Annotated in this window: 25 protein-coding genes; 16 read left to right on the top strand and 9 right to left on the bottom strand. The window is 67.9% G+C overall.

Translation table 11 applies throughout. The features are described 5' to 3' along the window. Positions 1-17: 17 nt before the first annotated feature. The gene (locus ACVN9Z_RS21500) at positions 18-2,174 is read right to left on the bottom strand and encodes a mechanosensitive ion channel domain-containing protein (RefSeq protein ID WP_233639521.1); all 2,157 of its coding nucleotides are present in this window, start codon (positions 2,172-2,174) and stop codon (positions 18-20) included. Positions 2,175-2,355: 181 nt separating this feature from the next. Between ACVN9Z_RS21500 and ACVN9Z_RS21495 the strand changes: the two genes are divergently transcribed. The 6 genes from ACVN9Z_RS21495 (at position 2,356) to arsH (ending at position 7,157) form a co-directional block, all read left to right on the top strand. Continuing rightward, the gene (locus ACVN9Z_RS21495; RefSeq protein WP_054507520.1) at positions 2,356-2,946 is read left to right on the top strand and encodes a YceI family protein; all 591 of its coding nucleotides are present in this window, start codon (positions 2,356-2,358) and stop codon (positions 2,944-2,946) included. Positions 2,947-3,200: 254 nt separating this feature from the next. Beyond that, complete coding sequence (locus ACVN9Z_RS21490; RefSeq protein WP_035181149.1) at positions 3,201-3,527, top strand: ArsR/SmtB family transcription factor; 327 nt, start codon at positions 3,201-3,203, stop codon at positions 3,525-3,527. A gap of 44 nt (positions 3,528-3,571) precedes the next feature. Continuing rightward, complete coding sequence (locus ACVN9Z_RS21485) at positions 3,572-4,072, top strand: arsenate reductase ArsC (protein ID WP_006384123.1); 501 nt, start codon at positions 3,572-3,574, stop codon at positions 4,070-4,072. 3 nt (positions 4,073-4,075) lie between these two features. Then, positions 4,076-5,158 carry an ACR3 family arsenite efflux transporter gene (gene arsB, locus ACVN9Z_RS21480; protein ID WP_006384122.1) on the top strand — a complete coding sequence of 361 codons (1,083 nt, stop codon included), beginning with the start codon at positions 4,076-4,078 and terminating at the stop codon, positions 5,156-5,158. Between the two features lie 3 nt (positions 5,159-5,161). Beyond that, the gene (locus ACVN9Z_RS21475) at positions 5,162-6,361 is read left to right on the top strand and encodes an MFS transporter (RefSeq protein WP_049055604.1); all 1,200 of its coding nucleotides are present in this window, start codon (positions 5,162-5,164) and stop codon (positions 6,359-6,361) included. Between the two features lie 31 nt (positions 6,362-6,392). After that, positions 6,393-7,157: an arsenical resistance protein ArsH gene (arsH, locus tag ACVN9Z_RS21470; protein ID WP_458212594.1), complete on the top strand. Its 765-nt coding sequence runs from the start codon at positions 6,393-6,395 to the stop codon at positions 7,155-7,157. Positions 7,158-7,187: 30 nt separating this feature from the next. Here arsH and ACVN9Z_RS21465 read toward each other — a convergent pair whose 3' ends face one another. The 4 genes from ACVN9Z_RS21465 to ACVN9Z_RS21450 form a co-directional block, all read right to left on the bottom strand. Continuing rightward, positions 7,188-7,493, bottom strand: coding sequence for a hypothetical protein (locus ACVN9Z_RS21465; RefSeq protein WP_020927687.1), 306 nt, complete (start codon positions 7,491-7,493; stop codon positions 7,188-7,190). A gap of 68 nt (positions 7,494-7,561) precedes the next feature. After that, a complete protein-coding gene (locus ACVN9Z_RS21460; RefSeq protein ID WP_458212593.1) occupies positions 7,562-8,788 on the bottom strand; it encodes a hypothetical protein in 1,227 nt (408 codons plus the stop codon). 106 nt (positions 8,789-8,894) lie between these two features. Then, complete coding sequence (locus ACVN9Z_RS21455) at positions 8,895-9,524, bottom strand: glutathione S-transferase family protein (RefSeq protein WP_320565451.1); 630 nt, start codon at positions 9,522-9,524, stop codon at positions 8,895-8,897. Positions 9,525-9,576: 52 nt separating this feature from the next. Next, positions 9,577-10,194, bottom strand: coding sequence for a TetR/AcrR family transcriptional regulator (locus tag ACVN9Z_RS21450; protein ID WP_049055608.1), 618 nt, complete (start codon positions 10,192-10,194; stop codon positions 9,577-9,579). Between the two features lie 131 nt (positions 10,195-10,325). Here ACVN9Z_RS21450 and ACVN9Z_RS21445 point away from each other — a divergent pair, with 131 nt between their 5' ends. From ACVN9Z_RS21445 to ACVN9Z_RS21415, 7 genes are all read left to right on the top strand, one after another. Beyond that, complete coding sequence (locus ACVN9Z_RS21445; RefSeq protein ID WP_109442112.1) at positions 10,326-11,411, top strand: MBL fold metallo-hydrolase; 1,086 nt, start codon at positions 10,326-10,328, stop codon at positions 11,409-11,411. A gap of 449 nt (positions 11,412-11,860) precedes the next feature. Then, positions 11,861-13,561, top strand: coding sequence for a malate dehydrogenase (quinone) (gene mqo, locus ACVN9Z_RS21440; RefSeq protein ID WP_049053977.1), 1,701 nt, complete (start codon positions 11,861-11,863; stop codon positions 13,559-13,561). A 159-nt stretch (positions 13,562-13,720) separates the two neighbouring features. Continuing rightward, positions 13,721-14,686, top strand: coding sequence for a hypothetical protein (locus tag ACVN9Z_RS21435; RefSeq protein WP_458212592.1), 966 nt, complete (start codon positions 13,721-13,723; stop codon positions 14,684-14,686). Positions 14,687-14,937: 251 nt separating this feature from the next. Further along, a complete protein-coding gene (locus ACVN9Z_RS21430; RefSeq protein ID WP_035181302.1) occupies positions 14,938-16,263 on the top strand; it encodes an MFS transporter in 1,326 nt (441 codons plus the stop codon). Next, positions 16,260-17,279 carry a histone deacetylase family protein gene (locus ACVN9Z_RS21425; protein ID WP_053500662.1) on the top strand — a complete coding sequence of 340 codons (1,020 nt, stop codon included), beginning with the start codon at positions 16,260-16,262 and terminating at the stop codon, positions 17,277-17,279. Before ACVN9Z_RS21430 ends, ACVN9Z_RS21425 begins: the two co-directional genes overlap by 4 nt. A 64-nt stretch (positions 17,280-17,343) precedes the next feature. After that, a complete protein-coding gene (locus ACVN9Z_RS21420) occupies positions 17,344-18,315 on the top strand; it encodes a LysR family transcriptional regulator (protein WP_006384364.1) in 972 nt (323 codons plus the stop codon). A 175-nt stretch (positions 18,316-18,490) separates the two neighbouring features. Then, a complete protein-coding gene (locus ACVN9Z_RS21415; protein WP_006384363.1) occupies positions 18,491-19,117 on the top strand; it encodes a glutathione S-transferase family protein in 627 nt (208 codons plus the stop codon). An 82-nt stretch (positions 19,118-19,199) separates the two neighbouring features. Here the strand turns inward: ACVN9Z_RS21415 and ACVN9Z_RS21410 are convergent, their stop codons facing one another. Further along, positions 19,200-19,667, bottom strand: coding sequence for a DUF6389 family protein (locus tag ACVN9Z_RS21410; protein ID WP_238879267.1), 468 nt, complete (start codon positions 19,665-19,667; stop codon positions 19,200-19,202). Positions 19,668-19,745: 78 nt separating this feature from the next. Here ACVN9Z_RS21410 and ACVN9Z_RS21405 point away from each other — a divergent pair, with 78 nt between their 5' ends. The 3 genes from ACVN9Z_RS21405 (at position 19,746) to ACVN9Z_RS21395 (ending at position 22,114) form a co-directional block, all read left to right on the top strand. Beyond that, positions 19,746-20,276, top strand: a complete 531-nt coding sequence (locus tag ACVN9Z_RS21405) for a GbsR/MarR family transcriptional regulator (RefSeq protein WP_006384361.1) — start codon at positions 19,746-19,748, stop codon at positions 20,274-20,276. Positions 20,277-20,387: 111 nt separating this feature from the next. Beyond that, a complete protein-coding gene (locus ACVN9Z_RS21400) occupies positions 20,388-21,644 on the top strand; it encodes an SDR family oxidoreductase (RefSeq protein WP_458212591.1) in 1,257 nt (418 codons plus the stop codon). Further along, positions 21,641-22,114, top strand: a complete 474-nt coding sequence (locus ACVN9Z_RS21395; protein ID WP_006384359.1) for a DUF2269 family protein — start codon at positions 21,641-21,643, stop codon at positions 22,112-22,114. The genes ACVN9Z_RS21400 and ACVN9Z_RS21395 overlap by 4 nt, the downstream gene beginning before the upstream one ends. 71 nt (positions 22,115-22,185) lie before the next feature. Here ACVN9Z_RS21395 and ACVN9Z_RS21390 read toward each other — a convergent pair whose 3' ends face one another. The 3 genes from ACVN9Z_RS21390 to ACVN9Z_RS21380 form a co-directional block, all read right to left on the bottom strand. Beyond that, positions 22,186-23,166 carry a Bug family tripartite tricarboxylate transporter substrate binding protein gene (locus ACVN9Z_RS21390; protein ID WP_458212590.1) on the bottom strand — a complete coding sequence of 327 codons (981 nt, stop codon included), beginning with the start codon at positions 23,164-23,166 and terminating at the stop codon, positions 22,186-22,188. Between the two features lie 101 nt (positions 23,167-23,267). Next, on the bottom strand, positions 23,268-24,068 hold the full coding sequence (hpaH, locus tag ACVN9Z_RS21385; RefSeq protein WP_054481340.1) for a 2-oxo-hept-4-ene-1,7-dioate hydratase: 801 nt from the start codon (positions 24,066-24,068) through the stop codon (positions 23,268-23,270). Positions 24,069-24,117: 49 nt separating this feature from the next. Beyond that, positions 24,118-24,525, bottom strand: a complete 408-nt coding sequence (locus ACVN9Z_RS21380) for a nuclear transport factor 2 family protein (RefSeq protein ID WP_458212589.1) — start codon at positions 24,523-24,525, stop codon at positions 24,118-24,120. Positions 24,526-24,533 lie beyond the last annotated feature (8 nt).

Genomic DNA, 24,533 nt, shown 5'->3' with positions numbered 1-24,533 from the left:
CCGCAAAGGGACGAACCTCAGGTTTCCCGTTCCGCCGCCGGGCCACGGTCCGCGCCCCTGGCCGGACGCGCCCGCGACAACTGCACGTTCATGCGAGGCATGGACGGCTCCAGCCCGGCCTGGTCCAGGCGCCGCCGCAGTCGCAGGTTGAAGGCGCGCTGGACCTCCCATTGCCGGATCGGCGCGGTCTTGAAGCGGAAACGCAGGATGGCCTGGCCGCTGTCGAAGCTCTCGACCCCCTGGAGTTCGATGGCCGACCACAGGAAGGGATAGACCGCCGGATCGGTGCGCAGGTCCAGCGCCACCTCGCGCACCAGCGCGACGGCGTCGTCGATCGGCATGCTGGCCGGCACCGGCCAGCGGAACATGGCGTAGCCAAATTCGCGCGAGTAGTTCTTGATGGTCTTGATCTGGCTGAACGGAATCGTGTGCACCACGCCGTCCAGGTCGCGCAGGCGCACCGTGCGGATGGTCAGGCCTTCGACCGTGCCCAGGTGGTTGCCGACGTCGACATAGTCGTCGATGGACAGGGAATTCTCGATGATGATGAACAGTCCCGTGATCAGGTCGGTCACCAGCGATTGCGCGCCAAAGCCGATGGCCAGGCCGATGACGCCGGCGCCGGCCAGCAGCGGCGTGACGTTCATGCCCATGTTGGCGAGCGCCACGATCAGCGCGATCACGGCGATGGTCGCGAACAGCACGTTGCGGATCAAGGGCAGCATGGTCAGCGCGCGCACGTTGGCGCGGTTCCTGCCGCTGGTGCCCAGGCTGTGCTGCAACGCTGTGTCCACCAGGATCCAGACCAGCCAGGCCGCCAGCATGGTGCCAACGAAACTGGCCACCCGCGGGCCGATCGCCGAGCCGCTGCCTTCCATGAAGCCGGCCAGCGACAGGCCCACCACGCGCAGGCCGATTTCCAGGAACACCAGCAAGTTGACGATCTGCAGCAGCGTGTAGCCGAAACTGCGCATTTGCCCCAGGTAGGCCGCGCGCCGGCCGACTTCGCGGCCGCCCCGCAGGTAGGAACGGCGGATCAGGCCGCTGACGGCCATGCCGATGATCGCGACCAGCGCGCACAGCAAGGCGCGGCGCATGGCCTGGCTGCTGTCGTCGGCGGTGGCCAGGGTGGCGAACAGCGAAATGGCCACCAGGATCAGGAACGGCACGAACCACAGCGGCCCGATCAGCCGCAACAGTTCCTGCACGCCGCGCCGCTCCACCCGGCGGTCGCGCGGCTGATTGCGGATCAGGTGAGTGACGGGACGCCGGAACCGCAGCACGAACAGCGCGCTGAACAAGGCCGCGGCCACATTGGCCAGCAGGCCGGCGAACTGCGCCACGCCGGGGCCGAACACGGCCATCACCTGGGGATCATGCAGCGAATCGCCCAGCGCGGCCAGGCTGCCGATCAGCCAGAGCGGCACCATCGCGCGCTGGTACAGGATGTCCAGTGCCCGCGCGCGGTGCGGGCCGTCCAGCAGGCTCAGGGCGATCAGGCACAGCGACGAGAACAGCGCCCCGACCAGCAGCACGTAGGCCAGCACCAGCGCCCCGATCTGGCCGACGGAATCCGGCCCCACGACGGATAGGTAGAGCATGATCACGAAGGCGATCGCCCAGGGCGCCAACTGCCGGGCCGCCAGCCACAGCAAGTCCCGCGGCTGCCAGCGGCGCGACGGCGTCGCGGCGGGCGCCCGGCGCCGGTCGAAACGGCGCCAGGCCCAGCGCATGCCCAGCGCCAGCGCGGCCCAGATGGCCAGGACGATCAGGAAGTCGCCGAACAGCGTCGGCCATTGGCGCCAGGCGGGCAGGCCCGCCGTGAGTTCCGCGTGCGCCCGCGCGTACAGCGCCGCCCAGCGCGCCACGGGGCCATCCGGCCCATCCAGGCGTTTTTCCAGGCCTTCGGCGGTATCGCGGATGAGGGCAAGAATGCCGCCTTGCGGCGCCTCCTTGTCGTCCTTGGTCGCGTCGCGCAGTTGCTTGAGCCGGCTCAGGAGGTCGGTGCGTTCCTTGTCGTTCTCCAGCATCTGGATGACCTGGTCGAGCGAGCGGTTCAACTGCGCGTCGTCGGCGGGCTGGCTGGAACCGGAACCGGTCAGGGCGCCCAGGGGGCCGGGCAGGGCGGCGCTGGCGGCCGGCGGGCCTGACAGACACCAAACGAACAGGAACAACGACAGGAACCGGAGAAGGCAGGAACGGACTGGAACGCGCACAATGGTTTCCGTGGGAATGATACGGATAGCTTTTAGAGAAGGGGAGATAATTCTATCCATAGGACACTGATAACCAAATCAATACCTACCGGGAATCATTGTTGATCGAAAGCGATGTAGCCCGTCAAACAGGAACCCCATGAAAACCCATCTGAATCGACTCCTGCTCGCGGCCGCGCTGGCCGGCGGCGCCATCCCCGTCCATGCCGCCGGCGTGGACTACCGCATCGACCCCGAACACGCGCAGGTGGTGGTGACCTGGAACCACCTGGGCTTCTCGAAGCCTTCGGCGCACGCTGGCGACATCCAGGGGGTGATCCGCTACGACGCGGCCAACGTTTCCGCCTCGTCGGTCAAGCTGGACGTGCCGCTGGCGAGCTTCACCTCGCATGTGCCGAAGCTGGACGAGATGCTGCGCGGCCCCGAATTCTTCGCCGCCGGCAAATATCCCGCCATCGGCTTCGAAAGCACCTCCGTCGAGGACAAGGGCAACGGACGGCTGCTGATCCACGGCAAGCTGCGCATCAAGGACCACGAGAAAGCCATCGTGCTGGAAGCCAGGCAGAACAAGGCCGGCGTGCATCCGATGGCGCAGCGGCCGGCAATCGGTTTCGACGCGGCCACGGTCCTCAAGCGCAGCGATTTCGGCGTCCAGGCGTACGCGCCCGACGTCAGCGACGAGGTCACGCTGCGCATCACGGTCGAAGCGTTGGCCGACGCGGCGCGCTGAGCATAGCGGTGACGAACGGCTCGTCTAAGCCTGGCGAGCCGTTCTTGTCGGCGCACGGTTATCGGTGGGCCGGCAACAGGCAACGTGTCGGGAAGATGCGGACAGTCGAGCCACGGCGGGACGCGCGCCTGGACCGGCATAAAATACGCATAATGTATATTATGTAAAGTAAAGAATGGATCCGGGCCCCACGGATTATTGGGATCGGCATGGCAATCTATTCAATGATTCTCGAATCATTGTATTATCCCGCCATGAATGAAGATCAAACCGTTCTCGCCCTTGGCGCCCTGGCCCACACCCAGCGGCTTCGCGTTTTTCGCGCGCTCGTCGTGGCTGGCCTCGGCGGCCTCACGCCCAGCGTGCTGGCCGACCAGCTGGACGTCGCCCGCAATACCTTGTCCTTCCATCTGAAAGAGCTGTCCCATGCCGGCCTGGTCACCATCGAGCAGCAAGGCCGCAATCTGATCTACCGGGCCGACTTCTCGCGGATGAACGGGCTGCTCGGCTATCTCACCGAACACTGCTGCCAAGGGGCTCCCTGCGAGATCTCCGACTCCAGCGGTTGCACAACCTGCTGATCCCCGAATATCCGATCCTCCACTCGTTGCCGCCAGGAATTTGCATGTCACGTTCTCCTTTCAAGGTACTGTTTCTCTGCACGGGCAATTCCGCGCGCTCCATCCTGGCCGAAGGCCTGCTCAACGGGCTGGGTGGCGACCGCTTCCAGGCCTATTCCGCTGGCAGTACGCCCAAGGGCGAAGTTCACCCGCTGGCGCTCTCCACGCTGAGCTCCTTTTCGCTGCCGACCGACGGCTATCGCAGCAAGAGTTGGGACGAGTTCGCGGCGCCCGAGGCGCCACGGATGGATTTCATCATCACTGTCTGCGACAACGCCGCCGGCGAGGTCTGCCCGATCTGGCCAGGTCAGCCCATGACGGCGCATTGGGGCGTTCCCGACCCCGCGGCCCACGAAGGAACCGAGCAAGCGCGCCGCAAGGCGTTCCAGGATGCCGCGCGCGTACTCAAGCGCCGCATCGAGCTGTTCCTTTCCCTGCCCATGGAACGCCTGGACGCGATGTCGCTCCAGGCCGAATTGCGTGGTATCGGCAAGGCCCGGGAGTAAGTCATGTCATCCAATGCACAGGCAGCCGCGAGCGCCCCGCGGACGCGGGGCGGGATGAGCCTCTTCGAGCGTTACCTGACGCTCTGGGTGTTTCTCTGTATCGTCCTGGGCGTGGTCCTTGGCCAGCTCATGCCGGCCTTGTTCCAGGCGATCGGGCATCTCGAAGTCGCGCAGGTCAATCTTCCCGTCGGCCTGCTGATCTGGGTAATGATCATCCCAATGCTGCTCAAGGTCGATTTCGGCGCGCTCGGCCAGGTCCGGCAGCATTGGCGCGGCATCGGCGTGACGCTGTTCATCAATTGGGCGGTCAAGCCGTTCTCGATGGCATTCCTGGGATGGCTGTTCATCCGCCAGGTCTTTTCCCCCTGGCTGCCCGCCGACCAGCTGGATAGCTACATCGCGGGCCTGATCCTGCTCGCCGCCGCGCCGTGTACCGCGATGGTGTTCGTCTGGAGCCGGCTGACGGGCGGCGATCCGGTATTCACGCTATCGCAGGTCGCGCTGAACGACACGATCATGGTGTTCGCATTCGCGCCCATCGTGGGATTGCTGCTCGGCCTGTCGGCCATCTCCGTACCCTGGGACACCCTGCTTGTGTCGGTCGGGCTGTACATCGTCATCCCGGTCATCATCGCCCAGCTCTGGCGCCGCGCGTTGCTGCGTCGCGGGCAGCAGGCGTTCGAGGCGGCCCTGGCCCGGATCGGACCGTTCTCGATGGCCGCCCTGCTCCTGACGCTGGTGCTGCTGTTTGCGTTCCAGGGCGAAGCGATCATCGGGCAGCCGCTGGTGATCGCCATGCTGGCGGTGCCGATCCTGATCCAGGTGCTGTTCAATTCGGGGCTGGCGTACTGGCTCAATCGTCGCCTGGGCGAAAAGCACGACATTGCCTGCCCGTCGGCGCTGATCGGAGCCTCCAACTTCTTCGAGCTCGCCGTCGCCGCCGCGATCAGCCTGTTCGGATTCCAGTCCGGCGCCGCGCTGGCGACCGTGGTGGGCGTGCTGATCGAGGTGCCGTTGATGTTGCTGGTCGTACGGGTGGTGAACCGGTCCAGGGACTGGTATGACGCGGGCGCCAAGCGGAGCTGACCGGTGACGGGCGCCCCCGTCCGGGTCGTCGGCGCCCTGGGCACCGCCCAGACGCTGGCCTGGGCCTCCTCCTACTATCTGCCTGCCATGCTGGCGGCGCCGATGGCGGCTGATCTGGGCGTTGCGACGCCTACCGTCTTCGCGGCCTTTTCCGGCGCGATGGTGGTGTCGGCCCTGGTCGGCCCGTGGGCGGGGCTGGCGATCGACCGCCACGGTGGCCGCGTGGTGCTGGCCGGCACCAGCCTGGTATTCGCGCTCGGATTGGGCATGCTGGGTTTTGCCCAGGGTCTTTGGACGATGGTCATCGCCTGGCTCGTCATTGGCGCAGCGATGGGCGCCGGCCTGTACGAAGCGGCGTTCTCCAGCCTGGTTCGCCTGTATGGACAGCACGCCCGCGGCGCGATCACGGGCATTACGCTGCTCGCCGGATTTGCCAGCACCGTCGGCTGGCCGCTGTCGGCCTGGATGGAAACTCGGTTCGGGTGGCGCAACGCGTGCCTCGGGTGGGCCGGCATACATTTGCTGATCGGCTTGCCGCTGAACGCCTGGCTGCCCACGCTGCCGTCACCGGCGCAGCCCGAACGGACTGCCGCCGCGGACCCCGCGCAGGCGATTGCGTCGGCATCCCCTTCCCCCGTTGCCGCGGCCGGGGGGGCTGGATACGCGACCGCCCTGCTCGCCTTCGTGTTCGCCGCAACCTGGTTCATCAGCACCGCGATGGCCACGCATTTGCCGCGGATGCTGGAGGCTGCCGGCGCCACGCTCGCCGCCGCGGTCGCCGTGGGCGCCCTCGTCGGTCCCGCGCAGGTGGCCGGCCGCGTGCTGGAGTTCGGGCTCCTGCGGCGCGTCCACCCGTTGCTGTCGGCGCGCCTGGCCGCGCTGGCACACCCCGCCGGCGTGACCGTGCTGTTGATGGCGGGGCCGGTGGCGGCCCCCCTTTTCGCGATCCTGCATGGGGCGGGCAACGGCATCCTCACCATCGCGAAGGGCACCTTGCCGCTGGTGCTGTTTGGCGCCCAGGGCTATGGCGCGCGCCAGGGCTGGCTGATGCTGCCGGCCCGCATCGCCCAGGCGCTTGCCCCGCTGCTTTTCGGGCTGGCGCTGGACGCCTGGGGGGCCAACGCTTTGTGGCTGTCCGGCGCCATCGGCCTGGCTGCCTGTGGCGCGCTGATGCTGCTGCGCGGCCCGACCCACACACATTGAAATTCCCGTCTTGCATCAAGAGAGGCATTGCATGAGTTCCACTCCCATTCATCACAACCACATGGAAGGCATTACGCCGGCAGCGTTCGCCGACCTGCCCAACATCGATCCATCCCGGTTCAACCGGCCGTCCCCCGGGGAATTGTTCTCTCCCCGGCGCGCCACGCACGCGCCGCGCTTCCTGGTGCTGTATGGCTCGTTGCGCGAGCGTTCCTACAGCCGCCTGGCCGCCGAGGAATCCGCGCGGCTGCTTCAAGCGCTGGGAGGCGAAACCCGCATTTTCAACCCGTCCGGGCTGCCGCTGGTCGACGACGCCAGCGATGATCACCCCAAAGTCCGCGAGCTTCACGAGCTGGTCCAGTGGTCGGAAGGCATGGTGTGGAGTTCGCCGGAGCGCCACGGCGCCATGACCGGCCTGATGAAGACGCAGATCGACTGGATTCCGCTGTCGATGGGCGCGGTGCGCCCGACCCAGGGCAAGACACTGGCCGTCATGCAGGTGTCCGGCGGCTCGCAGTCGTTCAATGCCGTGAACCAGATGCGGGTGCTGGGCCGCTGGATGCGGATGCTGACGATACCCAACCAATCCTCGGTCGCCAAGGCCTACCAGGAGTTCGACGATGCCGGGCGGATGAAGCCCTCGCCCTACTATGACCGCATCGTTGACGTCGTCGAGGAACTGATGAAATTCACCTTGCTCACGCGCGACGTCGCGCCCTACCTCGTGGACCGCTACAGCGAACGCAAGGAAACCGCCGCGGCGCTGTCGCACCGGATGCGGCAAGCCTCCATCTAGACGACCCCTGGCGTCCCCCCTTCGCGGCATTCAGCCCGGGTGGAACTTGTACAGCGCATACGCCAGAAAACCCGCTCCCAGCGCCAGGTGGATGGCAATCCCCTGCCGCCCTTGCAGGATCGATGCCGGTTGCCTCGCGCGCACCAGGCAGGCGAGCAAGCCGGAATGCGCCAGCAGCAGCCCGACCGGCCACAGCGACAGGTAAAGCAGCACCCCGAGCGGATCGGGACCGTAGCCGTCGCCGTGGCGCGGCGCTTCGTAGACGGCGACGGTGATTGCCCAGACCGCCAGCGCCAGCAGGCTCGCCACGAAACTGATCCGGTAGTACAGAAACAAGGAACCCCCTTTGCTTTTTCCGGGGCGCCATCGGCCCCGATTGTGGCATTCATGCAAACGTTCCCGGCTCAATTTCCCAGCAGCCGCACCGTCTGCGGGTTGTAGCCGGAATAGGCGCCGGCGCCGCAGGCCACGACCGCTTGCGCCTGCGGCGGCACGCCCGTGGCGCGCACGGCCAGGTCCCCCCCGCGCAGGCGCATTTCGCGGAACCGTTCCGCAGCCACCGACCCGTCGGGCAGGAAATACAGCCGCACGCGTGGCAGGCCCTTGTCGGGATCGGCCTGGCTCGCGGCGCTGAAGGCGGGCACCACCACCCTCGCCTCCTGCCAGCGCGACGGATCCTGCAGCGTCTGCCAGCGCACGCGCAGCGGCTGTTCCAGGTCCAGCATCGCGGGGCTGCCGCCGCGCGCCGGGTCGCAAGGCTGGCCAGCCTGGCTGCGCGCGGGATCGCCGCCCAGGTCCAGCGTCTGGCCGTTGATCTCCAGGCGGGCGATGGCGTGCGGGCTGTGGTTGTCCAGGCTGACGATGGCCAGCCCGGCAACGCGGGCCGCGGTCATGGCGTCCTCGGTGCTGGCGGCAAAGCGGCCGAGGCTGGGCGCCACCTCGACGCGATCGGGGTAATGGAAGTACTGATAGACCAGCAGCGCCGCTTCGCCGTAGGCGAATGCCGGCAGCAGCTTGCCCAGGTCGGGCGCGGGCAGGCGTCGCAGCGGCTGGGAATCGCCGGCCTGGCCGTCCTGCGAGGAATACGCATAGCGTTCGACGTCCGGCTTCAGGTGCGCGCCAGCGTAGGGAAACGTGCCGGCGGCAACCAGGTCCGGACCGGGATTGCGGCGAAAACGCGAGAAGCGGTCGTTTGTCGCTGAAGCGGGTTCCATATAGGGCTGGCCGCCGCCGTCGGTCGAGGATCCGGCGCGATAGTCCAGCCAGAGCGTGCGTCCGCTGAAGTTGACGTGGTTCTCGGTGATCGCCGGGTTGGCGCCGCGGAAGCGGTCGGCGCCGGCCCGGCGGATCTGGTCGTCGATCGGCACGATCATCAACGCCACCAAAGACGGCAGGAACAACAGTCCGTGCACCCGCGCGGGCACCTGGCCGCGATCCCGCACCAGGTACACGATCCAGGTCAGCGCCAGCACGATGGCCAGCGGTCCGCCGAACAGGACGCCATATGACAACAGCGCCGCCATGCCCCAGCCGAGGTTGTCGCTGGAGACGGCCACCAGCCCCAGGAATGCCAGGAGCGTTGCCAGCACCAGCGACACGATGATGCCAAACAGATAGTTCTTGGTCTTCAAATCGATAAGGCCTCGTCGGATGCCCGATGCGGGCGGCGGGGTCTTGCGCGGCGGACACGGCGGTCCGGCCGCGCCCACGATAACAGAGACGAGGGTCCAGGCGCGATCAGGTGGGGTCGGCGCGTCCGTCCGGCCAGGGATCGGCCCACGCCGGCAGCCGCATCAGGCCGTCGAGCCAGGCCACGATGCGCGGATACGGTGCCATCGGCATGCCGGCGGCCTTCCAGTACGCCGCCATCGACGCCAGCTGGAAGTCGGCGATGGTCAGCCGGCCACAGGCGACCTGTTCGCGGTCGCGCAGATGGGTATCGAGGACCGCGGCATAGCGGTCGAAGGCTTTTTCCTTGCCGGCCAGTTCGCCGGCGTCCGGCGGGCCGATGCCAAAGGTCGATTTGACGATGTGCTCGAAATAGTACGGAGCAACCGCCGGGGCCCAATGACAGTCGTTCCATGACAGCCAGCGCAGCACCTCGATCTGTTCCCGCGTATCGGCGGGCCACATGTCCGAGCCGGCCTTGACGCACAGGTACGCCATGATCGCGGACGACTCCCACAGATGGTAATCGCCGTCGACCAGGGTGGGCACCTTCATGTTGGGATTGATGGCGGCGTACTCCGGCCGCCGCAGCGCGCCCGCCATCAGGTCCATTTCGATGAATTCGGCCTCGATGCCCAGGTGCTTGACGAGAGCGAGGACGCGCCGCGGCGCCTGCGCCTGGATCCAGTAGATCTGCATGGGTTGCTCCTGCGGGGTGTCGATATGGTTGCCACTTGCGGAACACGATACTTCACTCGCCGCGGCCGTAGCACCCCAGGAACATCGCCACCGCCGAATCCACCACGCGGTCGCGCTCGGCCGGTCCCAGGGGTGGCTGTCCCAGCGTGACCTGCGGCCAGAAGGCGAAACTCTTGACCAGCCCCTGCAACTGATGGCCGGCGAACTCCGGGTCGACCTGGGCCAGTCGGCCGTCGGCGATGGCGGCACGGATCCAGGCGATCTCGCCGCCCTCCTTCGCGCCCATGCGGCAGACGATGGCCTGGGCCCGTTCCGGCGTGTGGATGATCTCCGCCATGGCAACGCGCGCCAGATCGATGAAGTTCGGATCGCCCAGCAGTTCCAGCTTCTGCATCAGCATCTGGCGCAACTGCGCGGCCAGCGGCTGGTCGGCGCGATACACGACGGTGGCGTTGGCAATGCTGCGGTTCCACAGCTGTTCCAGCATCAGCCCGAACAGTTCGTCCTTGCTGGGGAAATGGTTGTAGACCGTGCGCTTGGACACGCCGGCCGCGGCGGCGATGCGGTCCATGCTGGTGGCCTCGTAGCCCGCCGTGCGGAACTCCTCCACCGCGGCGCGGAGGATGGCTTCGCGCTTTCTGTCGGTGAGCCGCTGCGGTACTTCTGCCATGGGAAATGTCCTGATAGAGGGATAGCGAAAATTTTACACTCAGCGGTGTACTTTCATAAAAAAGGAAACTACACTGCTCGGTATACTTTTGGCCATGCCGGCCGTCTCCCTTCTTTCCCTGGAATCGTGCCGTGACTGCTCCAACGCCCGCCTCCCCCGCCCTGCCCTCCACTCACGCCGTCCCGCCGCATCACCGCGACGGCCGCTTCCACAATGCCCGCCCGCGCCCCTCCATGGGCTTTTGGCAGGGGCTGAAACTGACCTGGGCCTTCCTGTTTGGCAAGCCGGCGGGCACCGTGCCCGGCCAGCCGATCCCGGTGCGGCCGCTTACCCGCGCCGCGCTCGGCGCCGCGCCCGACCGCAGCCTGTTCCGGCTGGGCCATTCGACCATCCTGCTGAAGCTGCGCGGCCGCTACTGGCTGACCGATCCGGTGTTCTCCGAGCGGGCGTCGCCGGTGCAGTGGGCCGGCCCGGCGCGTTTCCACGCGCCGCCCATCGCCCTGGACGACCTGCCGCCGATCGCCGGCGTGATCCTGTCGCACAACCACTATGACCACCTCGACCGCGCCGCCGTGACTCGGCTGGCGGCCCGCACCGGCCGCTTCATCGCGCCGCTGGGCGTGGGCGACCAGTTGATCGCCTGGGGCGTCGATCCGGCCAAGGTCGAGCAATTGGACTGGTGGCAGTCGACCGAGGTCGAAGGCCTGCGCCTGACGGCCACCCCGGCCCAGCATTTCTCCGGCCGCGGCCTGACCGACGGCGACCGCAGCCTGTGGGCCTCCTGGGTCATCGACGACGCCGGGATGCGGATCTTCTTCAGCGGCGACAGCGGCTATTTCGATGGCTTCAAGGCCATCGGCGACGCCTTCGGTCCGTTCGACCTGACGCTGATGGAAACCGGCGCCTATGACAAGCGCTGGGTTTTCGTCCACATGCAGCCCGAGGAAACGCTGCAGGCCCACCTGGACCTGCGCGGCCGCTGGCTGCTGCCGATCCACAACGGCACCTTCGACCTGGCCATGCACGCCTGGCAGGAACCGTTCGAACGCATCGCCGCGCTTGCCGCGGAGCGCGGAGTGGCGCTGGCCACGCCGGAGATGGGCGAACGGCTGGACCTGGCCGCGCCACATCCGGGATCGCCGTGGTGGCGGGCGGTTGCCGCGCGCCAGCCAGCATCCGGCGCGTGCCGCCTGCTGGCGCCTTGCCGGGCCAGGTGAGCCGGCAGGGCCGGTCCGCGCGGCCGGTCCGGTATCAGTCGAAACGCCCGAAGATGTGGTGAGGATGGCGAGGCGCCGTCCCAGCCCGTTGCCCGCCGGCCTCGCAACCGCAATTTGTTTACAATCGCAACGCAACGCGTATTGCGCCCAAGCCAATGCCCGCGACCCGGGTATTGCGGCTTGATGAGCCCGCTTCGGCTAGGCTTTGGCCTGCGCGCATGACCTGACCCCCGCGCGCCCGTCGGCAGACGCGTCGCCCCGGCCGCGTGCCGGACCGGTCAGGCTCCCATTCCATGATGTTCCCCGCAATCGCCCCGTCCCGGCCTGACGCCCTGGACGGCCGGGAAACCGTTTGCGTATTTTTTCCGCCCGGAGGTGCCTACGTCCTTTTCCCTGAAGTGCCGATAACTACAACAACATAATCCTTTGAACCGTAAGGTCTAATACCCATGAGAAAGTTTCTCAAGATCCTGGGCAGCCTGGTGGTGACGGTGGTGATCGCGGTCGCCCTGTTCCTGTACTGGCCGCTGCACCAACGTTCGGTCCCGGCGCCGGACAATGACAAGCCCCTGGACGCCGTGCTCGTCGGCGGCGGCATCATGAGCGTGACGCTCGCCACCTACCTGCAGGAATTGCAGCCGGACTGGCGCGTCGAACTCTTCGAACGCCTGGACGGCGTGGCGCTCGAAAGCTCCAATGGCTGGAACAACGCGGGCACCGGCCACTCCGGCTTCGCCGAGCTGAACTACACCCCCGAAATGCCCGACGGTTCGGTCGACATCAAGCGGGCCATCAACATCGCCGAACAGTTCGAGATCTCGCGCCAGTTCTGGGCGCACCAGGTCAAGACCGGCCGCCTCGGCCAGCCGTCGGACTTCATCAATCCGACCGGCCACATGAGCTTCGTCTGGGGCGATGACCGCATCGAGTACCTGCGCAAGCGCCGCGATGCCCTGGTCAAGAGCCCGCTGTTCTACGGCATGGAGTATTCCACCGACCCGGCGCGGATCCGCCAGTGGGCGCCGCTGCTGATGGAAGGCCGCGACGCCAGCCAAAAGGTCGCCGCCACCTACATGCCGCTGGGCACCGACGTGAACTTCGGCGTCATCACCAACCAGCTGACCCAGGGCCTGCAGCGCAACCCCAACTTCAAGCTGCAACTGCAGCATGAGGTCACGGCGTTGCGCCAGAACGGCGACAAGACCTGGAACGTCACGGTCAAGGACCTCAAGACCAACCAGGAGCGCACGGTGAAGTCGCGCTTCGTCTTCATCGGCGCGGGCGGCGCCTCGCTCAAGGTGCTGCAGTTGTCCGGCATTCCCGAGTCGAAGAACTACGCCGGCTTCCCGGTGGGCGGCCAGTTCCTGGCCTTCGACGCGCCGGCCATCGCCGGCCGCCACGAGGTCAAGGCCTACGGCATGGCCGATACCGATTCGCCGCCGATGTCGGTGCCGCACCTGGACGCGCGCAAGCTCGACGGCAAGCCGGTGGTGCTGTTCGGCCCGTTCGCGCTGGCCACCACCAAGTTCCTCAAGCAGGGCTCGGCCTTCGACCTGTTCTCGTCCGTGAACCACAACAACGTCGCCAGCATGGTGGACGTGGGCCTGGAGAACCTGGACCTGGTCAAATACCTGGTGGACCAGGCGCAACTGACCGACGCGGACCGCCACGCCCAACTGCTCAAGTACTTCCCGCAGGCCAAGCGCGAAGACTGGCGCCTGGTGACGGCCGGTGAACGGGTGCAGGTCATCAAGCGCGATCCGGAAAAAGGCGCGATCCTGCAATTCGGCACCGAAGTCGTGACCGACAAGGACAACACCATCGCCGCGCTGCTGGGCGCCTCGCCCGGCGCCTCGACCTCGCCGCCCATCATGCTGAATCTGCTGGCCAAGGCCTTCCCGCAGCAGATGGAAGCGGGCTGGAAGGCGCGCCTGAAGGAGATCATTCCGTCGTATGGCCAGAAGCTCAACGACAGTCCGGCGCTGACCAACCAGATCCGCGCCATGACGAGCCAGGTGCTGCACCTGCCGTACGTGGAAGTGCCGGTGCCGGGCGCGGCGCCCGCCGCCGCGCCCACGGCCCCGGCCACCAACGCGCCGGCCCAGCCGGCGCCGGGGCGCAATGCCAACACCGAGATGCAGGCGCTGTAGTGGCCTGCCCCGCCCTCCCTTTCCGGGAGGGTTTTTTTTGTACGGCGGCCGGCGGCATTCGCGCCGGCGGCCGCCTTGCCCCGCTTTTGCCTCTTCGCGTCGGCCGCCCCGGTCACTGTGCTAAGGTGCCCCATCGGCTATCGGATGATGACAAGAGACATGCACAATCCCCTGGCTTGCCTGCGGCCGCCCATGGCCGCCGCCCTGATGTCGCTGGCCCTGGCCGCGCTGGCCGGCCCGCTGCAGGCCCGCACCCTCTACAACGACAAGGGGCTGCGGGTCGAAGAGACCGACATCGGCTTCCAGGACTACCAGGAAGGCAGGCGGCGCAACGCCAGCCAATACACCCTGGCCTACCAGCGCCAGCCGCTCTGCGGCAAGGGCGTCAAGCTGGGCGAGCGTTTCCTGCCGGCGGGCGACCCGCGCCGCGCGCGCGACTACTTCTGCGGCCCCGCCAAGCCGATCAACCCGCACGGGGTGCTGGCCTTCGTCACCCGCACCTCCGGCCACGGCAACCTGCTGTACCTGGATGTCGGCGGCGGCGATCTGCGCATCACCGCCATCCCGGTGCAGAAGGAAGGCGACGGCGACAGCATCGGCGGCCAGGTGTTCCTGGACGCCGGCGAACCCGGCTGGACGCGCTACGAAAACGGCTGGTACGAGACCACGCTGATCCGCCACGAACCATTCCAGGCCGTGAGGCTGGGACCCGGCCGCCTGCTGGATATCGACAATGGCGTGGCCTTCCTGCTGGTGCCGCGCGGCCAGGAGGTGCAGACCGTCAAGCCGGCCAGCGTGGGCCAGACGGCCAACGGCACGCCGGTGGTGATCGCCGCCGAGCTGCGCCAGCGGCCGACGCCCGTGCGCTTTCGCGCGGTGGACCTGGCCACTGGCCGCGAGCTGGCCAGCGTGGCCGCGGGCGATGCCTGCCTGGATGCGCCGAGCATGGATTTCTGGGGTACCGGCAGCGCTTCGTCGGCCCAGGTGCCGTATGCCGAGCTGGCCGTGTGGCGGTCGCGCAATCTGGTCTACGTGGCCGGGGCCAAGCCGTCCTTGCGCCTGGCGGCGGCCAACGAACTGCGCCCGCTGGCCAATTGCCGGCGCGACTGGCAGCCGGCGCGCTGAGGCGCGTCCATGCCTGCCGCCCGCTTTAGGGGGGCGTACGGGGCGCTCCCACGATCCCGCTGAACCGCTGCGCCAATCTCGGAGCGCGAGACGGACGCGGGCGGTTCTGCGCGCATCGTCGCTCAATACTAGGGTTTTCACTCATAAATTCGCTGAATTTCGCGGATAAGAATTCAGAATTTTTCTTATGGCGAGGGCACGCGTATAACGGTCTACGCAGTAAACCTCGACCTACCTACAGAGAGAAAACCATGAGGGGAAATTCCAGGACGGGCCACCAGCCGGTGCGCGCGTCGACCGCCGCATTCATCGGCACGATGATCGAGTGGTACGACTTCTACATCTACGCCACCGCCGCCGCGCTGGTGTTCGGCAAACTGTTCTTTCCATCGGCCACGGGCTTCTACGGCACGCTGGCGGCTTTTGGCACCTTTGCCGTGGGCTTTTTCGCGCGGCCGTTGGGCGGCGCGCTGTTCGGCCATATCGGCGACCGCATCGGCCGCAAGAAATCGCTGGTCATCACGCTGTTGATGATGGGCAGCGTGACAGTCCTGATCGGCCTGTTGCCGACCTACGCCTCGATCGGCGTCTGGGCGCCGGTGCTGCTGGTGCTGCTGCGCATCGTGCAGGGCGTGGCGGTTGGCGGCGAATGGGGCGGCGCGGTGCTGATGGCGGGCGAACACTCGCCCGACAAGAGCAAGCGCACCTTCTTTGCCTCGTTCGCGCAGCTGGGCAGCCCGGCCGGCCTGATCCTGTCGATGCTGATGTTCAAGCTGGTGACCGGCCTGGACGACGCCGCTTTCCTGACCTGGGGCTGGCGCGTGCCGTTCCTGTTCTCGGCGGTGTTGCTGGTGGTGGGTTTCGTGATCCGCCTGAGCGTCAATGAATCGCCCGACTTCCTGGAAGAAAAGCAGGCCCAGGCGCAGCGCGCCAAGCCGGCCCGCGCGCCGCTGGCGCAAGTGCTGACGGGCGCGCCCGGGCTACTGGCGCTGGCCGTGGGCGCCAACGTGCTGGGCATCGCCGGGTTCTACTTCACCAGCACCTTCATGATCGCCTACACCACGCAGTACGTCGGCCTGAACCGCGCGGTGATCCTGGACTGCCTGCTGGTGGTGTCGATCATGCAGTTCTTCATCACGCCGCTGGCGGCCTATATCGCCAGCCGCGTCGGCAACCTGCGCTTTCTGGCGACGATGGCGCTGGTGTCGGTGTTCACGCCATACGCCATGTTCAACCTGGTGGACCTGGGCTCGCTGTCCGCTATCACGCTGGGCATCGGCGTGGCGGTGCTGTTCATGGGCGCCTATTATGCGGTGATCGCCGGCTTCGTCAGCGACAGCTTTCCCACCGCGATCCGCTACACCGGGATTTCCATGGCCTACCAGTTGTCGGGCGCCATCTTCGGCGGCCTGACGCCGATGCTGGGCACGGTGCTGGCCGAGAACTTCAAGGGCCAGTGGTGGCCGCTGGCCGTGCTGTTCTCGGTGATTTCGCTGCTTTCCCTGGTATCCGTGCTGGCGCTGGGCGCCCATGGCCGGCGCCATGTCCAATTCCAACCCGAGGGCCATCGAGCATGAAGGCGTATTTCCACGACGATCAGAAATTGCACCATCCGCAGACCTATTTCTCGCGTGGCAAGATGCGCACGCCGCAGGAAGTGCCATCGCGCCTGGACGCGTTGGCGCAGGCGGCGCGCAACCTGGGCTTCGACGTGCAGGCGCCGCCCGACCACGGCCAGGCCCCGCTCGAAGCGGTGCACACGCCGGCCTATCTGCGCTTCTTGCGCGAGGCGCACGCCGAATGGAAGAAGCTGCCCGATGACTGGGGCGACGAGGTGGTCTCCAATGTCTTCGTGCGCGAGCCCAACGCCTTGCGCGGCGTGCTGGCGCAGGCCGCGCGCTACCTGGCCGACGGCAGCTGCCCGGTGGGCCCGAACACCTGGCAATCGGCGTACTGGTCGGCGCAGTGCGCCATCGCCGGCGCCGACCGCATCGCGGCCGGCGACCGCCATGCCTATGCCCTGTGCCGTCCGCCCGGCCACCATGCGCGCCGCGACGCGGCCGGCGGCTTCTGTTACCTGAACAACGCCGCCATCGCCGCGCAGCGCCTGCGCGGCACCTATGGGCGCGTCGCCATCCTGGACACGGACATGCACCATGGCCAGGGCATCCAGGACATCTTCTACGAGCGCAGCGACGTGCTGTACGTGTCGATCCACGGCGATCCCGAGAACTTCTATCCGGTGGTCGCCGGCTTCGAGGACGAGCGCGGCGCGGGCGAAGGCGAAGGCTACAACCTCAACCTGCCGATGCCGCACGGCTCGCCCGAGTCGGTGTTCTTCGACCGCCTGCGCGAAGCGCGCGCCGCGATCGAGCGGTTCCAGCCGGACGCGCTGGTGCTGTCGCTGGGCTTCGACATCTTCGAGAAGGATCCGCAGGCCATGGTGGCGGTGTCGGAAGACGGCTTCGAACGGCTCGGGCGCGAAGTCGCCGGGCTCAAGCTGCCGACCTTGATCGTGCAGGAAGGCGGCTACTATATCGAGGGCTTGGAATCGAACGCCGCGCGCTTCTTCGCGGGGCTGGCCGGAACCTGATCACGGGGCCGGCGCGGCGGACGGAAACCGGCCCTGTCCTTTCGCCGGAATCCGCCACGCCGCCATGTGCCCTGCCCCCGTCCGCCCCGCCCACGCCCTGTCGCTCGCGCCCGAGCGCATGGACTGGAACCTGCTGCGCACCTTCATGTTCGTGGTGCAGGCGCGCGGCGTAGGCCGGGCGGCGCAGGCGCTGCATCTGAGCCAGCCAGCGGTCAGCCAGGCCTTGAAACGGCTGGAGGATGCGGTCGGCGGCATGCTGCTGCACCGGCGCAATGGCGAATTCCGCCTGACCGGGCTGGGCGAAGAAATCTACGCCATCGCCCGCGACATGTACGGCGCCATGGCGCGCATCGAGACCGCCGCGCTGCAGGACCGGCACGAGGTCGCCGGCACGCTGCGGCTGCTGGTCATGAGCCGCATCCAGAGCGCGGCCTACGACGACTTCCTGGCCGACTTCCACCAGCGCCATCCCCGCATCGAATTCCACATCGAGGTGCTGCCCAGCGCCGACATCCTCGACGCCCTTTCCAAGCGGGTGCCCGCGCTGGGCCTGTGCCTGTGCCGCAAGCCGGTCGAGGCGCTGGAGCGCCGGCTGTTCCTGCGCCACCATTACGCGGTGGTCTGTGGCCGGCGCCATCCGCTGTTCTCGCGGCCGCGGGTGGGCATCGAAGACCTGATGGACCAGAACTTCGTCTGTTTCGCCAGCGACCAGATCGGCGACACGCTGTCGCCGCTGACCATCTTCCGCGACCAGCAGGGCTTCACCGGCCGCATCGTCGGCACCTCGCCGCACATCGAGGAAGTGCGGCGCATGGTGGTGGCGGGCATCGGCCTGAGCTTCCTGCCGGAACACCTGATCGTGCCCGACGTGGTCAACGGCGAATTGCGCCGCCTGCCGCCCAACGAGAGCGTGGCCGAGATCGACGTGTACCTGGCCTGGCACCGGCAGCGCAAGCTGAGCGCGGCCGAGACCGCCTACCTGGAGGCGTTCGAGCGCTTCCTGGCGCGCACGCCGCTGGCGGCGCGGGCGCGCTGACGGCGCTGACCGCGCCCTGAATCGGCGGCCGCATTTGACCCGGGATCGGGCAATCCGTCCGACCTTGCCGCCCGCGCACGGCACGAACCGTAGGCGGCGGCGGGGGTTCTGGCGATAATGGCCGCCTGGCTGTGCGCATCACCCTTCCTTCACCTCCCTTCACCAAGAGGACGCCATGTCTCGTTGGACCTTCTATACCGCGCCGGGCACCTGCGCCCTGGCCACCCACATCGCCTTGCAGGAAGCCGGCGCCGAATTCGACGTCGTCAAGCTGGATTTCGGCGCGGGCCAGCAGCAGAGCCCGGAATTCCTGCGCGTCAATCCCAAGGGGCGGGTGCCGGCGCTGGCCACCGAGCATGGCGTGCTGACCGAGACCCCGGCGCTGCTGGCGTTCGTCGCGCAGCGCTTCCCGGCGGCCGGGCTGGCGCCGCTGGACGATCCGTTCGCGTTCGCGCGCCTGCAGGAACTGAACAGCTACCTGGCGTCCACCGCCCACGTGGCGCATGCGCACAAGCGGCGCGGCGCGCGCTGGGCCGACGACCCGGCGGCGCACGAGGCGATGCGCGCCAAAGTGCCGGAAACCATGACGGCCGTGGCCGCCTACCTGGAATCGCAGATCGCCGGGCCGTGGGCGCTGGGCGAACGCTTCAGCGTGGCCGACGCCTATCTCTACACCATCGGCAGCTGGCTGGAGGGCGACGGCGTGGATCTGGCGCGCTTCCCGGCGCTGACCGCCTACCTGGCGCGGGTCGCGGCGCGCCCGGCGGTGCAGCGCGCGCTGGCGCAAGCCAAGGCCGAATAAGGCAGGTCCGCACAAGGCGGGTCCGAACGGGTCGCGTCCCAACAAGGCGTGTCCCAACAAGGCGCGCGGCGCGCCGGTCGGCTCAGCGCAAGGCCGGCGCCGCGTCCGCCGACAGGCTGCGCGGCGTGGTCGTGCCGTAGTCCTCGTCCGCATAGATGCAGGCCGGCAGCGGCGACACCGCGCGGCCGCCCCGCTCCCACAAGGCCTCGATCCAGTCGGCCGCGGTGTCGGCGATGGCGTCCTGCACGCAGAAGCCGGGGTCGCGCGCGAACATCGGCACCGGCGGCGTCAGGCCGGTTTCGCCGTGCACCACGTCGAACAGGTGCCGATGGCCTTCGATGGCCTTGTTCAGCACGTACAGGTCGGGCCCGTCCAGGCCGATGACGACGGAAAACGTGCCCTCGCCGTCCTGGTCGGGGAAGATGCCGAACTGGATCTCGCGCGCTTTTTCGGGCAGGCGCGGGAACAGGCCGGCCAGCACGCGCAGCGCGGCGTCGGTGTGGGCATCGAGTTCACGCCGCAAGGCGGATTGATAGTCGCGTTGGTTCATGCCGCGAGCTTAGCGGATCGCGCCCATTTCTGTTATTTCTGTCTTGACAGAAATAACAGAAATACCTACAGTGGCCGCATGAAACTGACTCCGATCGCCGAACGCTTCATCCTCCATTGGGGCGAAATGGGCTCGCGCTGGGGCGTGAACCGCACCGTGGCGCAGATCCACGCCCTGCTCTACCTGCTGGGCCGGCCCGCGCCCGCCGAGGAAATCGCCGAAACGCTGGGCGTGGCGCGCTCGAACGTCAGCAACAGCCTCAAGGAACTGCAGGCGTGGCGGCTGGCCAAGGTGGTGCATGTCATGGACGACCGCCGCGACCATTTCGAGACCTCCACCGACATCTGGGAATTGTTCAAGCTGATCGTCGAAGGCCGGCGCCAGCGCGAGATCGACCCCACCCTGTCGATGCTGCGCGACACCCTCGCCAGCCCCGAGATGGCCGACGAAACCCCGCTGACCGCGCAGCGCGTGCGCGAGACGCTGGCGTTCCTGGAAATCCTCACCACCTGGTCCGATGAAATGCTGCGCATGAAACCCGAGACGCTGATGAAGACGCTGGGCATGGGGGCCAAGATCAGCAAGACCATGCGTCGCACCAAGGCGTGAGGGCGTGGCGGGAGCGCGTGTCCCGCCATTTTTTTGGCCTGTTATTTCTGTTTATACAGAAATAACAGAAATAAAAGAACCAAGCGGTCGATACGGCCGGAGGCGGGTCACATGAACATTCTGGTATGCGGTGCCAATGGCTTTATTGGCCACGCGTTGTGCCAGGCGCTGGCGCGCGACGGGCATCGGGTCCTCAAGGGCGTGCGGCGGGCGCGGCATGCCGACGAGCTCGCAGTGGACTATCGCGTCGATACGACGCCGGCCGCCTGGGTCGACCGCCTGCGCGGCATCCACGTTGTCATCAACGCGGTCGGCATCCTGCGCGAAGGCGACCGCGGCGATTTCGACCGGCTTCATCACCTTGCCCCGGTGGCGCTGTTCGAGGCGGCCGCGCAGGCCGGCGTCAGGCAGGTGCTGCAAGTGTCGGCGCTGGGCGCCGAGGGCGGCGACACCGCTTACTTCCGCAGCAAGCGCGCCGCCGACGACCATCTGCGCACGCTGCCCATTGCCCACCACATCCTGAGGCCGGCGCTGGTGTACGGCGCCCAAGGCGAGTCGGCGCGCTTTTTTCGCGCATTGGCGTCGCTGCCGCTGCATGCCCTGCCCGCCGGCGGCTGCCAGCCGCTGCGTCCGATCCACATCGACGACCTGGCCGAGATCGTGGTCCGCCTGGTCAACGGCGCGGTCGACGCGCCTGCGGTGCTCGATCTGGTGGGCGACACCGAGGTCACCTTCAAGCGCATGCTGGCGGTCTATCGCACATCAATGGGCTTTGCGCCAGCGTGGACGCTGACCGTGCCGGGTGCGCTGGTGGCCGGGACCGCGGCGCTGTGCGACCGTCTGCCCGGCTCGATCCTGACGCGCGATACCTGGCGCATGCTGCGCGCCGGCAACAGCGGCGATCCGGCGGCCACGGCGCGGGCGCTGGGACGCCCGCCCGCCGGCATCGACGCCTTCATCGGCCCGGATGAAGCGTCCGCCCTGCGCCAGCAGGCCCTGGCGGCCTGGCGCCCCGCCCTGCTGCGCGGCGCGCTGGCGCTGATCTGGCTGTGGACCGCGCTGTGCAGCGCTTTTATCTACCCGACCGGCGACAGCCTGGCGCTGCTGGCGCGGGTCGGCCTGCACGGCCCGGGGGCCGTGGCGGCGCTGTACCTGGCCGCCGCGCTGGACGCCGTGTTCGGCGTCGCCACGCTCTGGCGACCCGGCCGGCGGCTGTGGGCCGCTCAGCTTGCCCTGGTGCTGGGCTATTCCGCGGTGATCGCGGTGGCTTTGCCGGAATTCCTGTGGCATCCGTTCGGCCCGCTCCTGAAGAACGTCGCCGTCGTCGCGCTCCTATTCATCCTGTTCAGCGAGGAAACCCAATCATGAACGCCTATCTCACGATCAAGACCCTGCACATCCTGTCGTCAGTCCTGCTGGTCGGCACCGGTTTTGGCACCGCGTTCTACCTGTTCTTCGCCAACCGCAGCGGCTCGGTGCCGGCGATCGCGGCGGTCTCGCGCCTGGTGGTGCGGGCCGACCTGTGGTTCACCACGCCCGCCGTGGTGGCGCAGCCGCTGACCGGCCTGTGGCTGGCGCACGCGGCGGGCTGGAGCTGGACCACGCCGTGGATCGCCGTGTCGATCGGACTGTACCTGCTGGCCGGCGCCTGCTGGCTGCCGGTGGTGTGGTTGCAGTACGAAATGGCGAAGATGGCCGCCCGCGCCCACACGGCCGGCGCCACGGCGCTGCCGGCGCGCTACTGGCGCTTTGCGCGCTGTTGGGAATGGCTGGGCTACCCGGCGTTCCTGGCGATGGTGGCGGTGTATTTCCTGATGGTGGTCAAGCCGGCGTTGTGAGGACGGGGCCGCCCTGCCCCCTTTTCGGCATGGGAATCCGCGCCCTGCCGGCGCGGATTCCCGGCGGCGCGTCAGTCGATGGCGGCGCCGGCCGTTTTCACGACCTTGCCGAGCCGCGTGTACTCCTCGGCGCTGAACTCGGCCAGCGACTGGCGCGAGGTCGGCGACGGAATCGCGCCGCGCGATTCCAGCGCCTGCTTCACCTCGGGGCGTTGCAGCGCGCGGTTCACGGCGGCGTTCAGCTTGTCGAGAATGGCGGCGGGCGTGCCCTTGGGCGCATACAGCCCGTCCCAGGCGAAGAACTCGTAGCCCTTGACGCCGGCCTCGCTCAAGGTCGGGATGTCGGGATTCGACGCAACGCGCTGCGGCGTGGTCACGCCCAGCGCGCGCAGCTTGCCCGCGGCGATCTGCCCCGACACGTTCGGCATGACGTCGATCAGCAGCGAAATGCGCCCGCCCAGCAGGTCGGTCATGGCGGCGCTGCCGCCCTTGTACGGGATGTGCATGATCTTGACCCCGGCCATCTGGTTCAGCAGTTCACAGGCCAGGTGCGACGAGGTGCCGTTGCCGGCCGAGCCACAGGTCAGTTCGCCCGGGTGCGACTTGGCGTAGGCCAGCAGCTGCGCCAGCGACTTGAAGCGCTCGTCGGTGGCGTTGACCACCAGCGCGGCCGCGATGACGGTGAAGCGCGAGACCGGCTCGAAGTCGCCCGGCGCGTATCCCGGCGACTTGTAGAGCCAGTGGTTGGTGGCCTGGGTGCCGTTGGTGCCGTAGGACAGCGTATAGCCGTCCGGGTTGGCGCGCGCCGCGATGGCGGTGCCGATGTTGCCGCCGGCGCCCGGGCGGTTCTCGACGATGATGGACTGTCCGAGTTCGCGCGACAGCGGCTCGGCCACCAGCCGAGCCAGGGTATCGCCGCCACCGCCGGCGGCGAACGGCACCACCAGGGTGATGGCATGGGTGGGCCAGTCGGCGGCCTGCGCCGGCGCGGGGCCGGCCGCCAGCGCCATGCAGGCGGCGGCGATGCCGATCGAGGTCTTGAGGGGGATCATGGTTTGTCTCCTTGGGGGTGCGGGGCGCGCGGCCGCTGGTTTTGATGTATCGGACGCGCGTGGAACGAAAAAAGGAATGGCGCGACGGGCTCCCGGCGGCGTCACACGAAGCGGCAGCTGACCGCGCCGAGCACGCCGTAGTCCACGTGGAAGGTGTCGCCGCGCTGGGCGAACACCGGCCGCGTGAACGAGCCGCTCAGGATGATCTGGCCGGGTTCCAGCGCGACGTCGTAGCCGGCCAGCTTGTTGGCCAGCCACACCACGCCGTTGGCGGGATGGTTCAGCACGCCCGCCGCCAGGCCGGTTTCCTCGATCACGGCATTGCGCGACATCATGGCGCCGACCCAGCGCAGGTCCACGTCGCCGACCCGCACCGGCCGGCCGCCCATCACCACGCCGGCGTTGGCGGCGTTGTCGGCGATGGTGTCGAAGACCTTGCGCGGCCGCTTGCTGTCGGGGTCGATCTGGTGCGAACGCGCGTCGATGATTTCCAGCGCCGGGATCACGTAGCGCACCGCGTCCAGCACGTCGAACAGCGTCACGCCCGGGCCTTGCAGGCGGCGCTCCAGGATGAAGGCCAGCTCGACCTCGACCCGCGGCACGATGAAACGGTCGTGCGGGATCTCGGCGCCGTCCTCGAACAGCATGTCATCCAGCAAGGCGCCGTAGTCGGGCTCGTCGATCTGCGAGGACAGCTGCATGGCGCGCGAGGTCAGGCCGATCTTGTGGCCGACCAGCCGGCGGCCGCCGGCGATCTTGGCCGCCACCCATTCGCGCTGGATGGCGTAGGCGTCGGCGATGGTGATGTCGGGATGTTCCAGCGACAGCTGGCGCACCTGGGTACGGCTGCGTTCGGCCTGGTCCAGTCGCTGGGCCAGCGCCTTGATGGTCGCGGCGTCCATGGAGGTTCCTTGGGGTGTCATGGGATTTTCGGGCACGGTTTGGGGGATGTCATTCGGGCGGCAGATGGCGCCGGCTGCGTTTTTCCGCCAGCAGCCAGTCCTGGCCATGGACGGCCAGGCGGTCCTGGCAGTCGCGGATGGCGACCAGCCGCGGCGCCCCGCCCTGCACTTGCGGATCGCTGTCGTAGGCGGTGAGGAAATAGCCGACCATCGCCCGCGACCCGTCGTATTCGAGCAGGCGCAGGTTGGTGATGACATGGCAGGTGGTGCGCTGCGGCGGCCGTGCCTCCAGGGCCGCCAGCACTTCGCGCGGTCCCGTCAATAGCTGGCCCTGGCGCAGCCAGGTGCCATCCAGCGCCATCAGCGCGGCGGCGGCCTCGTGGCGCCGGGTATCCAGCGCGTGGAAAAAGGCCAGGACGACCGCCTCGCAGGCGGCCTTGGCGTGTTCGGTCTGCATTCGGTTCT

The sequence above is a fragment of the Achromobacter sp. KK8 genome, from assembly GCF_054188005.1.
The sequence above is the reverse complement of the archived record's forward strand: the minus strand, read 5'-3'. Positions and strand labels throughout refer to the sequence as shown.

What these genes read in the sequence shown, in the direction of transcription:
- ACVN9Z_RS21495 (WP_054507520.1), top strand. Translation starts at nt 2,356, where the DNA reads ATGAAAACCCATCTGAATCGACTCCTGCTCGCGGCCGCGCTGGCCGGC.
- ACVN9Z_RS21490 (WP_035181149.1), top strand. Translation starts at nt 3,201, where the DNA reads ATGAATGAAGATCAAACCGTTCTCGCCCTTGGCGCCCTGGCCCACACC.
- ACVN9Z_RS21485 (WP_006384123.1), top strand. Translation starts at nt 3,572, where the DNA reads ATGTCACGTTCTCCTTTCAAGGTACTGTTTCTCTGCACGGGCAATTCC.
- arsB (WP_006384122.1), top strand. Translation starts at nt 4,076, where the DNA reads ATGTCATCCAATGCACAGGCAGCCGCGAGCGCCCCGCGGACGCGGGGC.
- arsH (WP_458212594.1), top strand. Translation starts at nt 6,393, where the DNA reads ATGAGTTCCACTCCCATTCATCACAACCACATGGAAGGCATTACGCCG.
- ACVN9Z_RS21455 (WP_320565451.1), bottom strand. Translation starts at nt 9,524, where the DNA reads ATGCAGATCTACTGGATCCAGGCGCAGGCGCCGCGGCGCGTCCTCGCT.
- ACVN9Z_RS21450 (WP_049055608.1), bottom strand. Translation starts at nt 10,194, where the DNA reads ATGGCAGAAGTACCGCAGCGGCTCACCGACAGAAAGCGCGAAGCCATC.
- mqo (WP_049053977.1), top strand. Translation starts at nt 11,861, where the DNA reads ATGAGAAAGTTTCTCAAGATCCTGGGCAGCCTGGTGGTGACGGTGGTG.
- ACVN9Z_RS21435 (WP_458212592.1), top strand. Translation starts at nt 13,721, where the DNA reads ATGCACAATCCCCTGGCTTGCCTGCGGCCGCCCATGGCCGCCGCCCTG.
- ACVN9Z_RS21430 (WP_035181302.1), top strand. Translation starts at nt 14,938, where the DNA reads ATGAGGGGAAATTCCAGGACGGGCCACCAGCCGGTGCGCGCGTCGACC.
- ACVN9Z_RS21425 (WP_053500662.1), top strand. Translation starts at nt 16,260, where the DNA reads ATGAAGGCGTATTTCCACGACGATCAGAAATTGCACCATCCGCAGACC.
- ACVN9Z_RS21420 (WP_006384364.1), top strand. Translation starts at nt 17,344, where the DNA reads ATGTGCCCTGCCCCCGTCCGCCCCGCCCACGCCCTGTCGCTCGCGCCC.
- ACVN9Z_RS21415 (WP_006384363.1), top strand. Translation starts at nt 18,491, where the DNA reads ATGTCTCGTTGGACCTTCTATACCGCGCCGGGCACCTGCGCCCTGGCC.
- ACVN9Z_RS21410 (WP_238879267.1), bottom strand. Translation starts at nt 19,667, where the DNA reads ATGAACCAACGCGACTATCAATCCGCCTTGCGGCGTGAACTCGATGCC.
- ACVN9Z_RS21405 (WP_006384361.1), top strand. Translation starts at nt 19,746, where the DNA reads ATGAAACTGACTCCGATCGCCGAACGCTTCATCCTCCATTGGGGCGAA.
- ACVN9Z_RS21400 (WP_458212591.1), top strand. Translation starts at nt 20,388, where the DNA reads ATGAACATTCTGGTATGCGGTGCCAATGGCTTTATTGGCCACGCGTTG.
- ACVN9Z_RS21395 (WP_006384359.1), top strand. Translation starts at nt 21,641, where the DNA reads ATGAACGCCTATCTCACGATCAAGACCCTGCACATCCTGTCGTCAGTC.
- ACVN9Z_RS21390 (WP_458212590.1), bottom strand. Translation starts at nt 23,166, where the DNA reads ATGATCCCCCTCAAGACCTCGATCGGCATCGCCGCCGCCTGCATGGCG.
- hpaH (WP_054481340.1), bottom strand. Translation starts at nt 24,068, where the DNA reads ATGGACGCCGCGACCATCAAGGCGCTGGCCCAGCGACTGGACCAGGCC.
- ACVN9Z_RS21380 (WP_458212589.1), bottom strand. Translation starts at nt 24,525, where the DNA reads ATGCAGACCGAACACGCCAAGGCCGCCTGCGAGGCGGTCGTCCTGGCC.